The organism is Sphaerochaeta sp., assembly GCF_050178175.1.
Lineage (GTDB): Bacteria > Spirochaetota > Spirochaetia > Sphaerochaetales > Sphaerochaetaceae > Sphaerochaeta.
In genome coordinates, this window is sequence record NZ_JBFXGH010000015.1 from 1 (window position 1) to 12847 (window position 12847).

The 12847-nt window shown below is 47.1% G+C and carries 11 protein-coding genes; 1 reads left to right on the plus strand and 10 read right to left on the minus strand.

The genetic code is table 11. The features are described 5' to 3' along the window. Positions 1-16: 16 nt before the first annotated feature. Genes AB7S66_RS03160 through pdxS form a run of 3 tightly spaced genes read right to left on the minus strand, consistent with a single transcriptional unit; the run spans position 17 to position 2430 of the window. On the minus strand, positions 17-961 hold the full coding sequence (locus AB7S66_RS03160; protein WP_428517959.1) for a diguanylate cyclase domain-containing protein: 945 nt from the start codon (positions 959-961) through the stop codon (positions 17-19). A gap of 27 nt (positions 962-988) precedes the next feature. Beyond that, positions 989-1561, minus strand: coding sequence for a pyridoxal 5'-phosphate synthase glutaminase subunit PdxT (gene pdxT, locus AB7S66_RS03165; protein WP_428517961.1), 573 nt, complete (start codon positions 1559-1561; stop codon positions 989-991). Next, the gene (pdxS, locus tag AB7S66_RS03170) at positions 1558-2430 is read right to left on the minus strand and encodes a pyridoxal 5'-phosphate synthase lyase subunit PdxS (protein ID WP_428517963.1); all 873 of its coding nucleotides are present in this window, start codon (positions 2428-2430) and stop codon (positions 1558-1560) included. Before pdxS ends, pdxT begins: the two co-directional genes overlap by 4 nt. A gap of 113 nt (positions 2431-2543) precedes the next feature. Here pdxS and AB7S66_RS03175 point away from each other — a divergent pair, with 113 nt between their 5' ends. Next, a complete protein-coding gene (locus AB7S66_RS03175) occupies positions 2544-3944 on the plus strand; it encodes a PLP-dependent aminotransferase family protein (RefSeq protein ID WP_428517964.1) in 1401 nt (466 codons plus the stop codon). Positions 3945-3954: 10 nt separating this feature from the next. Here the strand turns inward: AB7S66_RS03175 and AB7S66_RS03180 are convergent, their stop codons facing one another. The 7 genes from AB7S66_RS03180 to AB7S66_RS03210 form a co-directional block, all read right to left on the minus strand. Next, positions 3955-5460 carry a beta-N-acetylhexosaminidase gene (locus tag AB7S66_RS03180; protein WP_428517965.1) on the minus strand — a complete coding sequence of 502 codons (1506 nt, stop codon included), beginning with the start codon at positions 5458-5460 and terminating at the stop codon, positions 3955-3957. 10 nt (positions 5461-5470) lie between these two features. Continuing rightward, a complete protein-coding gene (locus AB7S66_RS03185) occupies positions 5471-6301 on the minus strand; it encodes a carbohydrate ABC transporter permease (protein WP_428517966.1) in 831 nt (276 codons plus the stop codon). 9 nt (positions 6302-6310) lie between these two features. Continuing rightward, positions 6311-7198 carry a carbohydrate ABC transporter permease gene (locus AB7S66_RS03190; RefSeq protein ID WP_428517968.1) on the minus strand — a complete coding sequence of 296 codons (888 nt, stop codon included), beginning with the start codon at positions 7196-7198 and terminating at the stop codon, positions 6311-6313. Positions 7199-7259: 61 nt separating this feature from the next. Then, positions 7260-8552 (minus strand): ABC transporter substrate-binding protein, encoded by a 1293-nt coding sequence (locus AB7S66_RS03195; RefSeq protein ID WP_428517969.1) that lies wholly within the window; start codon positions 8550-8552, stop codon positions 7260-7262. A gap of 44 nt (positions 8553-8596) precedes the next feature. Further along, positions 8597-9751, minus strand: coding sequence for an ROK family transcriptional regulator (locus AB7S66_RS03200; RefSeq protein WP_428517970.1), 1155 nt, complete (start codon positions 9749-9751; stop codon positions 8597-8599). A gap of 165 nt (positions 9752-9916) precedes the next feature. Beyond that, positions 9917-12427, minus strand: a complete 2511-nt coding sequence (locus tag AB7S66_RS03205; protein WP_428517971.1) for an EAL domain-containing protein — start codon at positions 12425-12427, stop codon at positions 9917-9919. Between the two features lie 70 nt (positions 12428-12497). Next, positions 12498-12839, minus strand: a complete 342-nt coding sequence (locus AB7S66_RS03210) for a hypothetical protein (protein ID WP_320122699.1) — start codon at positions 12837-12839, stop codon at positions 12498-12500. Positions 12840-12847: the final 8 nt, after the last annotated feature.

A 12847-nucleotide genomic window follows, 5' to 3' on the forward strand; every position in this document is an offset into this window, starting at 1 on the left:
CCTTTGCAGTCTTCTCCTAGATCAAATTTACTTCCCGAACCAGCTCATTGTGTGACAACCAGGGGAACATCAGAATAAAGCGGTTGCCCCCAATACGGAAAATCTCAGCTTGCTCGTAGGTGGTTTTCAGAAAATCAGCAAAGGAGCGCAGGATTGCATCACCCCCATCTTCCCCATAACGTTCGTTGATCAGGCGAAAATTCTCGATATCCAGAAGTAGGATGGTCCTGTGCTGATGAGAGGCAATACCTTGTTTGAGTACTTCCATAAATGCCTGATTATTTGGGATCCTGGTCAACCAATCCAACAGCAACTCCCTCCTTTGCCAGGAGAGCAGACTGAGCAACATCATGAAAGCGCTGCTGAGGGAGAGCATATAGGGTTGCCGAAACACCTCAAATAAAACCAAGGAGAACAACAGGAACAGTGCAGTGAGCACCATGATGGCCCGTTCATGCCATTCGATATGCTTCCATCGCACCAAGGCAGCATAGAACTCCACCAGAACAAAGAGCGTACTGAGACCAAGCATGAGTGGTATCCCAGAACCTCCGATTATCAGCAGCTCTGGGGAGAAAACAAACAATCGATTCAGGAATAGATCAACAAAGGAAGCGATACAGAACAACACAAGCAAGGCTCTCTGTACAGGGAAGAGTACTGAATAGCTCCTTTTTGAAAGAATCCGTTTTTCAATACTGTTCATCCAGATGAATACAAACAGTGGGATGGAGACAATATGGAGAATTGTCATCAATCGGGCAATGGCTGGCGGGAACGGGAAAAGACCAAGTATATGCACATGGATGAGCAGGGCAAGGACAAGGTATCCAATATAAGCACCTGCCACTCCTACAGCATCCACTTTGTGATAGATGAATAGTGAAGAGGTGCCTTTCTGGTTTAATACGATGGAAACAACCACAATCAGTAAGAACAACTCCATCACTACCAGTTCCATGCACCCTGCCCCCTAGAAGATCAGCCATTAGTGTCTGCAGCTTGTCATCCCCAGAAAATACTGGAGGACCCGAGTATCATTCGTCAATTCCGGATGAAACGCAGTGGCCAGCATCGTATCATATCTTGCTGCAACGCTGAAGCCATCATACTTTGCTAACTTGTGCACATTCTTGTCTGCCTCCAGAATAACCGGGGCACGGATAAACGTCATGGGAATTTCACCAATACCCTCAAACATTCCAAGGGAGGAAAAACTCCCAAGCTGCCGACCGAATGCATTCCTCTGGACCGTGATGGGCATGAGCGCCAGATGGGTATCGGCATCTCCCTCCAATTCTCTCGCAAGCAGTATCATGCCGGCACAGGTCCCCCATACCGGCATTCCCTGAGAGATCAAATCCTTGAGGGGGTAGTAGAGATCAAGCTCCCTGAGCAGTCTACCCATGACGGTACTTTCCCCACCTGGCAGGATCAAGGCATCAAACGGAGTCTGTAGATCTTGCGTGCTACGAATCTCAAGGGAAGAGACCCCCAGCTTGTTCAATGCGTGAACATGCTCTGCAAACCCTCCCTGCAGTGCTAAAACACCTACTCTCATACGCCACGCTCAGCCATAAGAAGTGCAATTTCCTGTTCGTTGATACCAATCATGGCTTCTCCCAGATTCATTGAAAGCTCAGCCAATATCTTGGGATCCTGATAATTCGTAACGGCCTTTACAATGGCATTTGCCCGTTTCTTCGGGTCTCCAGACTTGAAGATACCCGAACCCACAAACACTCCTTCCGCTCCAAGTTGCATCATCAGTGCGGCATCGGCGGGAGTAGCTACCCCACCGGCAGCAAAGTTGACTACCGGAAGCTTTCCGCTCTCAAACACAATACGCAATAGATCGTAGGGAACCTGAAGAAGCTTTGCTTCCTCAAACAGCTCATCCTCGCGCATGGATTGGACCTTCCTCATCTGTTGCTGGATCAAGCGCATATGTCGAACAGCCTGGATGATATCCCCTGTCCCGGGTTCCCCCTTGGTCCTGATCATACTCGCGCCCTCGCCTATCCTACGAAGAGCTTCCCCCAAGTCACGTGCCCCACAGACAAAGGGGACGGAGAATTGTTGCTTGTCGATATGATAGAGGTCATCGGCTGGGGAGAGGACTTCACTCTCATCAATAAAATCAATCTCCAAGGCTTCAAGAATCTGTGCCTCAACGATATGACCTATACGCACCTTTGCCATAACCGGGATGGAAACCGCTTCCTGGATCTGTTGGATCAGGATTGGGTCACTCATACGCGAAACTCCCCCGGCTGCACGGATATCGGCAGGGATTCTCTCCAATGCCATCACAGCACAGGCTCCTGCATCCTCAGCAATTTTGGCTTGCTCTGAAGAGGTGACATCCATGATCACCCCTCCCTTGAGCATCTGAGCAAGATTCCTATTCAACCCACTTCGTTCACTCATATTGTACCTCCCACCATTGTGCTATTCATTGTTCTGCCCTAGTATAGGTGGTATCTGATAGTATAAAAAGTTCCAGTTTATGAATTTTTTATGGTACCAGATCATGGAGGAATATGTACAGGATCAATCTACAGCTGCAGAACAATGCTCCTGAAACACTGACAGAGCAACTCTACCGGTATCTCAAGGAAGAGCTTATCAAGGGGACCTTCAGCCGAGATGACAAACTCCCTTCCAAGCGCAGGCTTGCAGAAAATCTCCAATGCAGCATCAACACAGTGCAGGCAGCGTACAACCAACTTGTTGACGAAGGCTACCTCCAGACAAGGGAGAAGAGTGGCTACTATGTAGCCGACCTCAGCGGCATACTCGTCCTCGGACCAGATGAGCGTACGCCTGTCGTTGATACAGTAAAAACACCGTCCTATCTGTATACCTTCTCCCATCAAGGAGTAGACCATAAGCAGTTCCCATTCTCACTCTGGAGAAGGTTGAGCAACCAGATCATCAGCTCACGCGATAAGGAGTTGCTCACGATCAGTGACCCAAAGGGATTGCTTGCTCTGCGTTCCAGCATCGCACACTATCTGCAGTCAAGCCGAGGGGTTCATTGTGGTGAACACCAAATCATCATCAGCAGTGGTACGGAGTTCCTGATGCAACTGCTCATCCAGCTCTTGGATGAAAAGACTGTCTATGCTATTGAGAACCCCGGGTATGAGAAACTTACATTGTTGTTCAAGAGCAATCGCGTACAATATGTTTCACTGCCCTTGGATGAACAAGGTGTTGCCCTGGAAGCACTCTATGCCAGTGGAGCAGATGTACTCTCCATCACACCAAGCCATCAATTCCCTACCGGCCGTATCATGCCGGTCACACGGCGACTGCAACTCCTGCAGTGGGCAAACGAACAATCCGGACGATATATCCTGGAAGACGATTATGACAGTGAGTTTCGCTACAGTGGAAAACCAATCCCTTCCTTGCAAGGCCTCGATGGCCAAGGCAAGGTCATCTACCTAGGAGCTTTCAGCAAATCACTCTCCCCCGCACTGAGGATCAGCTACATGGTTCTTCCTGAGGCACTCATGGAACGGTATGAAGCATATCTCAGCTTCTACTACTGCCCTGTTCCACTCATTGAACAGAAGGTCTTGCATGCATTTCTCGAGAAGGGACATTTTGAGCGGCACCTGAACAAGATGCGTAATCTCTATCGTCAAAAGCGGGAGCTTCTGGTCTCCTGTATCAACAGACTCCTCCCCTTTGTAGAGATTGCCGGAGATTCAGCGGGATTGCACCTGCTCTTGTACGTCCATAATGGAATGGATGAAAACACCCTGGTAAAGAGGGCTGGTGACCATCAGGTAAAAATATATGGGATTACCCGTTACTATTCAGAGCCTCCTCGGGAGATAAAGCAGGCAACGCTCTTGATGGGATTTGCAACATTGGACCTAGAGGAAATACCAAAAGCAGTTTCACTTCTGAAAGAGGCATGGAGTGACTAAGATTCACGCACTACAACAAAATCCCGGCTTCCTTGCTGTTTGCTGTAACTCGTTTTTTCCTTATGCTCCGCGCCTTGAGTTGCCCCAGAAGCGGAGGATCCCAAGAAGAGGGCTTGTTCACGTTGTTCTGATTATCCGAAACCTGCTGTATGACATGCATAAGAATTCGTTTAAATCGGGTATAGCTAAGCTTGGAATCTTTCGTCCAGAATGACTCTGCCCCTGCCAAGAGCCGCGGATAGAGATGAGCTTCCCTCTTTTCCCTAGTATTCAGGTACTCAGTCCAGAGCAATAATTCCGCACCCAACACTGTTGTATTCCTCTTCCTATCCTTTTGTACCCTCTTGCCATATCGATATACTCTGGAGAGAGGAACCAAAGCGTAAGACATATCAAGATAGGAATGGAAATAATCGCTCTTAATGGTCTGGCGACCGTTGCAGGTTTTCTTCTGGTTCCCTAGAAGCGGATTCCAGACTTGTGTAATGATTGAGGAATCATATGAAGCATCAACGTAATCACTCCATAGGATTGTGGTTTTGCCTTTCTCTCTTGCATAGGCAGCAATCTCATTGCAAAACCATCCAAGCAATGCTTTCTCCTCTCCATATCCCAACTCCTGCATACGATGTTGACAATCGGGACAGGTCGTCCAACGGTCCAATGGGATCTCATCACCCCCAAGATGAATATAGGGTGAAGGGAAGAGCGAACAAAGCGTGTCCACTACCTTTTTCGCGAAAGCAATGGTATCAGCCTTCCCCACACAGAGAATATCCTTGAATATGCCCTCTCCTGCTGGAATTACAAAAGGCCCCCCTGTGCAACTCAGGTTGGGATATGCACTGAGGGCAGCAATCATGTGCCCAGGCATATCTACCTCAGGGACTATCATGATATTTCTTTTCTCTGCATATGCAACCACGTAGTTGATATCATTTCTCGAATAGTATCCCCGTTCCTCGCTCACTAAAGCAGGATATCCATCCACAGGGAATCTCCATCCTTGGTCATCACTTATATGCCAGTGTAGAACATTCAATTTGTACAGGGCCATGATATCAATAATTCCCAGTAACTCTTCCAGTGGACAAAAGGAACGGGCAACATCCAACATGAGGCCCCTCCAAGAGAGAGCTGGAGAATCGGCAATCATGCAACACTGTAGCGTCCTGTTGGACGTTACCAGCTGAATATATGTCTGGATACCAGTGAAGGTTCCCCTCCAAGAGGTAGCGGTCAACCTACACCCCGGAGTTTCTACCTCCAGAAGGTATCCTTCCTCGTCAACGAGATCTTTCCCCTCGATGATAAGCAAGTCTGGTTTCTCCGATTCACTTCCAAGGATTACCTTCCTGCCCAGAAATCTCTCCAGATATTCCCTGAAAAAAGATGCACGTACTGGGAAACAGGAACCGCGGAATGCAATGGTAAGAACTTCTGGGGGAATATAGCTTCCTTTCAGAATCATTATTCCGTCTGATGGATGGGGAAGAAGAGATCTGTGATAATTCATACGTGCAACACTATTCCTTCAAGGACCCAGCAGCAAAACCCTGGGCAATCTTGTCTTTGAAAATCATGTAGAAGATGATCATAGGTACAGTACCAATAACCAATGCAGCAAATTGCAACCCATAATCCCGACTCATCCCTCCGGCAAAGCTGTTGATTCCAACAGGAAGAGAACGGATCATCATGTCGCTGGTCAGGGTCAGGACCAAGACAAACTCATTCCAGTTTCCTAGAAACGTGTATATGAACATGGTCGATAAAATAGGTGTCGCCACGGGGATGATGATTTTAACAAAAATTTCCAGGAAGGTTGCCCCATCAATGATTGCTGATTCCTGCATTGAGTCAGGGATACCTTTCACGTAGGTGGTGGCAAGAAAAACCTGAAAAGGAAGCCCAAAAGCAATATAAGGAAGTATGACTCCCAACCGTGTATTGGAAATCCCTAGTTTGGTCTCCATAATGAAGAGAGGGACGATGACTGAATGCACCGTAATAAGCAAGCCAAGGGTGTAGAGCCCATAGATAACGCTGCCAGAGCGATAGTGAAATTTTGAAAGGGCATAGCCGCTACTCATTGCAAGCATCACCGTCACAAAGGTTGCACTCAGGGAGTACACGATACTGTTGAGGAAATAGATTCCCAGGTGGCCTTGTACCCAAGAAAGAATGAAATTCTCTGTATAGAATGTGAACGGTGGAGCCAAAGGCTGACGGACGATCAAGGCGTGCGGTTTGAATGAGCTAAGAATCATCCACAGAAGAGGCACCACCGTCAGCAACGTGAAGGTAATCATGAGTATATATGCCAGGATTTTTCCAATCGTCATTGATTTTTTCATGTTGCTCCCCTATTCAAATCGTCTTTCAAGTTTTCGACTAAAGTATTGCAACAGCAGAATCAAGCCAACGGCAAGCAAAACGATGATAATGGAAGCAGCGCTGCCGAACCCATACTTATAATACTTGAAGGTATTCACATACATGTAGATTGCTATCACTTCTGTAAAATGGGCAGGACCTCCACCGGTCATGGCATAGATTAAATCAAAGGCCTTCAGGCTACCTGAAATTGCAAATATTGCAGTGGTGGCAATCGTTCCAATCATCGAGGGAAGGATGATACGCGTCAACATTTGCTTCTCACTTGCTCCGTCAATCTGGGCTGCCTCCAGAACCGAAGGAGCCATCTTCTGCAGATTTGCATAATAGATAATCATGTATGTTCCGGTATGCATCCACAGCAAAACAAAAAGGATGGGAACGATGGCGAGCCTCTGATCCTCAAAAATCCTGATCACATATTGTGGATTGCCGGTAATTGAGCGAACCAGGGCTACCACCATCCCCGATGATGAGAATATCTGGTTCCAGAGTAGTGCAACCACTACCGGGGATATGGTAATGGGCAGAAAAATCATCGTTTGGAAAAACGTTCCATGACGGACCATACTCCTATGGAGCAGGTATGCCAAAAGGAACCCCAAGGGTATCTGGCCAAATACTGAAACAGCAACGATAAGAAGGTTGTTTCTCAGTGAGTGGAGAAACACAGGGTCGGATATGATTGTCCGATAGTTCCCCAACCCCGTGAAATCAGGCATTCCATACCCATTCCACGTCGTAAAACTCAAGGAGAAACTGAAGAACACGGGGAATATGATGATTGAAGCAAACACCAAAATTCCTGGCAGCACCAGAATCCAGTAACTCATATGTTTTTGTTGTGCATACGTCATGGGATCCAACCTTCCTATCAGAACAGCGCTTCCCCCCGAGGGGAAGCGTTGCTATCACCTATTAACGACCTACAGAAGAGACCATTCTCTCCAGGTCCTGTGCAACTTCCAGTGGGCTCATCGTATCAAACATCATATTCTGAAGATTGATATTGAATGTTCCAATTGGTTCGGCAGCTATGACTGAGTCCATGACATACCCCATCGGGACCTCTCCAGCAAATGCAATCAGTTTCTTGATCATGGGATCCGCATCCTCAGGCTCTTCAAGATTGTAGGCTGGGAGACGACCATACTGTTGGCGGATGGCAGACCCTTCTGGTCCAGAGTAGAACCAGATCCACTTCCATGCTGCCTCAGCTTCCTTCTCATTAAGCTTTGCATTCATGCCAAAGCCTTGCCCTGCTGTTGCAGAAACCGAATGGCTCTTTCCCTTCTGGTTGGGAATATCAGGGAATGATTCAAGACTTATATATGTCTTCTGCTCATCGGAAAGCTCACCCACCATGCTGTTTACAGTCCAACCACCATCAAGGAGATATACAGCACGTTCATTGACAAAATCATCCAATCCCTGGCCATAGGCAAGTTGGTTGGTTCCCGGAGAAAACATCTGCTTATCATTCAGCTCTTTGATAATCTCCAGGGCATATACAAACTCAGGGTCATCATAGCTTGCTTCACCGGTGAGCGCATTGTCCCACCACTCCATTCCACAAGCACGCTCAACCAACATTCCGGCTACACAGGACTGCATTGGCCAAGCATCCTTATTCGCAATAGAGATGGGTATCAAACCGGCTTCTCGAATCACTGGTCCTTGTGCAAGCAACTCCTCATATGACTTGGGATATTCCAATCCAAGCTCTGCAAGCAACCGGTTGTTTGTGTACATGATCGAGGTGATTGAGATATCCTCAGGCAGTTCCCATATTTCACCATTATCACCCTGTGCTTGCATCGCCATATCCGCAAATTCATCTTCATGACCTGCAAGATAGGGACGAAGGTCTTTCACCAACCCAGCAGAGGTAACCTGACTGGTTCTCTCTCCAGGATAAAGCAGGACTATGTCGGGCAACTGACCACTCATCGCCATGGTCTGCAGCTTGTCATGGAAAGACTCCCCATATCCATACTCAAAACTGAGCTTGATATCAGGATTTGCGGCTTCAAAGACATCCACCAAATGTTGAAAATTGGGTGCAGTGGTCTTATCTGTCTGATCGAGGTAGTGATATACAGAAAGTTCAATCACTCCATCCGTTGCCACTTCCTTTGTTCCTGCTGCAATGAGCAGGGAGGGAATCAAGAAAGACACGAATGCCAGAATCAACAATCGTTTCATTTTCATACAGGACCTCCATTTTTTTCTCACCCCCTTCGAGGGGGTTGACGTTATGACAACAAGTGAAAGAGCGGAACAGCTTGCTTGGCAGTGTTCTCACTGAGCGGTTCCAGATTCATCAACACCTTATCGAGGACCAGTGCAGCAGCACCGAATGAGACTGCATCATACCCCAATGATGAAAACTGGATTTGGCAATTCCCTTCGCTTTGGATCAAGGAGTTTGCTTGTATTTCTTTTTTGAGCATCTCCGGCATGAAAGAAGCGAAAGGTTCTATCGTACCCCCGATGAATACATGCCCTATATCCAATGTATTGATAAGAAATGCCAAGTTCTGGCATATTTCCTGGATATAATTACGCAAGGCTTCCCCATCTTCGCTTACAGAAACTCCTTGGGCGATCTGCACTTGTTGCAACGAACCAGGGTCTCGGTTATATACACTCTTGAATTCACCGGCCTGGCTGCTGCTCCCCCGATAGATTTTCCCATCGAATCCAAACCCTAAACCAATGGTTGGCTGTGGGGCTGCTGTTTGTACTTCATAGCGTTTCCAGAATTCAATGAGCACGAATAGAAAATTCTTTAGCTTTTGTTTCCTTTGGAAAACCACCTCGCCCCATGCCCCACAGTTGGCATCATTTTCCAGGATGACGGGAAAGGGAAAGTGGGAGGCAACCTCTTTCTGGAAGTCAAAAGGCTGTTGGAAATCGAGAGAGACCGAGCGATAGATTGTTTGGTTCTCTGCATCAATTACTCCAGAGAAGCCAATGCCAATTCCCAATAGATGTCTTTGCATCTCCTCGAGGTCTTTGCAGAGAGACTCAATGAGATTACATACTTCAGCCTTGAATGTCTTTGCAGTGAAGCCTTTGGGCTTGGTTTGTGAGAAAAGCACCTTACCCTCCAAGTCTATGGAAAGAGCTGTATAGGAATCAGAGCGAATTTCTATACCAATAACATGAAAGTATGCCTTATTGAGGGTAAGTCCTATCGCTCTCCTCCCTCCCTTCGGGCTTGCTTCGAGTACCTCATTCTCAGTCACAATTCCAAGCGCTATCAAATCGTTGACTATGTTTGAGATGGACGATTTGGTAAGCCCGAGCCGTACAGCGAGATCGGCGCGACTGAGTTGGTCTTCTATCCAAAGACGATGAATTATCCGTGAGGAGTTAATTAGTCGTGATCTTCTTGGTTCCGACAAGGGAAACGCTCCTAGTTTGTTCGCTTTTGTACTAACCTAGATACAGTATAACCCCTTGGAATACCACGTCAAGAAGAATAACAACTTATTTTATTGTATGGTTTTATATACAACATGAACTAACGTAAGTAGTATATTGCATTTGGACAAGACCCTCTTTTTGTATTACTTGAACAGATTTTCATAGAACCGGAGTGCATTCTTTCCGGCCACCAATGCCAAAGCTTCAGATGCATCCAGCGGCTTGCTGAAGAGGAACCCCTGGGCCTTGTCACAGTTGTTGCGCCGTAGATAATCAAGCTGCCTCTGATGCTCAATCCCTTCTGCTACTACACTCTGTCCCATTTTATGGGCCATGGAAATGATATCTCCGGTGATGGCTTGATCATCAGAGAGGACCATCAGTTTATCGATGAATGGCTTGTCAATCTTCAATTCATCGACACAAAGCTCTCGCTCCCTTGAAAGAGAGGAATAGCCACTGCCGAAATCATCAACTGATATCTTGACCCCTTTGTGTTGCAGGGTCTTCAGGACTTTGTTGATTTCCTGGAAGTTCGAGGCAAAGATGGACTCGGTAAGCTCCAAGCAGACGCAAGCTGGGTTCACATCCATTGAATGCATCAATCGGATGAGGTACTCAGCAAACCCTTCCTTTATCAACTGGATGGCAGAGATATTGATGGAGACCGTACAATCCATCACCTGTTGCTCTTCCAGCTGTTTCAAGAACCGGAATGCCTGCCGGATGATGATATCGCCCAAGGGTATGATGAGTTTTGTCTTCTCAGCAATCGGGATGAAGTGCAAAGGCGGGATCACCTGCATATCCGAGCTCTTCAATCGTGCCAAAGCCTCAAATCCACAGACACCTCCGGTCCGCATATCTATGATGGGTTGGTATTGCAGGAATAAGCAATCCGGGCTCTTTCCCGAGACTATCCTTGAAAGAAGTGCAGAGAGTGTTGCTTCCCGCTGGATCTCTGTCTCCATACTCTCATCAAAGAAACAGGCCTCCGCCTCTCCATCATAGAGAGCAATGGAACGTTGGGAGGCTATCAAGACATTTCTGAACAATTGATCTATGTTCTCTTGATTGGACTCATCGATCTCCAGAACTCCCAATCCATAGGGAATTCTTTCCAGAGATACTATATGTTCCAAGGTACTTTCAATCTTCTTGCAAAGCAGCAAAAGGGTCTGTCTCTCATCATAGGACCGAAGATAGAACACGAATCGATACTCATGGGTAATACTCAATACAGCAAGGTCGTTGCAGAGGATACCCAATTCCTCTGCTACTTTCTTCATGATATCCTGGCTGTATTGGTAGCCATAGGCAATACTCTTTGCATTCAACGCACCCAGATCGATTGAGATGAGGGCTCGTTTGGATCTCTTCCTTGCCTTGATATCCTGAAGCAACAGTTGCTCAAGGTATCTTCGATTGTACAATCCGGTCCACAGGTCATGTACATCCCGATAAGCAAGGTTCTGCTCCATGAGTTTCCTGTCAGTGATATCGAGGATGATCCCTTCCAGGGCTTCTATATCCCCATCATCGGTAAAGACTGCCTGTCCCATCTCCCAAACCCATTTACGGGTTCCTTGGGCGGTAAGTATCTCATACTCCAACTCAAAAGGCTTATTCTCATGGATTGCCCACTTCCATTCGCTGTAGATTTTCTGTCGATAGGAGAGCACAATCACATCATTGTAGGAAATATCACGGTTGTTTATCAGCTGGTCCGGGGTATAGCCTGTTAATGTTTCACATCCTGCCGAGACATACAGCATAGTCCAATGAGCATCGTAACGGCATCGATATGCCATTCCAGGCAAGTGTGAGAGCAGTGCTGATTTGCTGCGTTCACTCTCTGCAAGCAGTTGCTCAGCTTCTTTACGTTTCGTAATATCCTGCATAAGACAGATATGGGCAAAGAGCCGGCTGTCACTTGCTTGCAAGGGAGCCACCGTCATCTCAACCCATACGATGGAACCATCTGGGCGGATAAATCGTTTCTCCAAGCTGTATTTTTCCAGCTCCCCTTGCTTCAGCCGCTTGAAATACTCCAACTCCCCAGGCAGATCATCAGGATGGGTGATTGTTGGCCAGCCAATCCTGCGGACCTCTTCCATGCTTCTTCCCGTAATTTTCTCATACATGGGATTAACATCGAACTGTTCCCTACCGGGTTCCACCCCCAGGTCAACACGATGAGAAATGGAAATACCAATAGGAGCTTGATAGAATATGGTGTTGAACAGGTGTGCCTGTTCCTGCAAATTCTGTTGCTTTGCATCAGCGTCCTGCTTCAACACCGCCCTCTCGAGGAGTTCTCTCAGTTGTGTTTCTTGCAAGGGCTTTGTCAAGATTGTCACAATATCCAGATCAAATTCTCGCTTCTTTTCCTGTAGTAGATGCTGCTCACCAAGGACAACGATTCTCAGTGGTTCCTGCTGTGACCTGTAGACCAATGTGTGGAGCAATTGGAGGCTCTGCAGATACGAGCGCTCTATATCGATCATCACCATATCAATGAAAGCGTGGTGCTCCAGCAGGTGAAGCGCCTCCTTGCTGTTTTCTGCTGCAAACACCTGATCACGCCCAATAATCTTTCTCACCAGAGAAAGATCTTCTTCGTTGAGCTGGACGGCGAGCAGTTGGGTTAACAAATGGGACTCCCTGTTCACAGATTCTTATACCTATCCTAGAGGAGAACGGACCAATTTTCAATGAGAAGCTTCAGAGAAGACCGCTTGATTGGTCAAAGCTATAGGCAACAGGAAGAACCATAAGGGAAAGGATATCCTCTCGCTTCACAGGGATTCCCCCTGCTTCAAGGTTGGTAAGCAACTCCTTGGCAAGATCAGCTGAAGCCAATGGGGCAAGGATCACCAACTGCTCTCCTTCCATCTCACTCCTGCTGTGTAGAAATCCGGTGAATAGGCTGAATTCGCTCTCAAGACTCCGATCCATGCTTTTGGCATCGAACACGGAGGCTTTGGTGATCCCGACACTCTGCATTGCCAGGAACACATCCTCCTTATAATCCAGTTGCGAGAGCACCATAAGCAATAAATTCATCGTTTCCT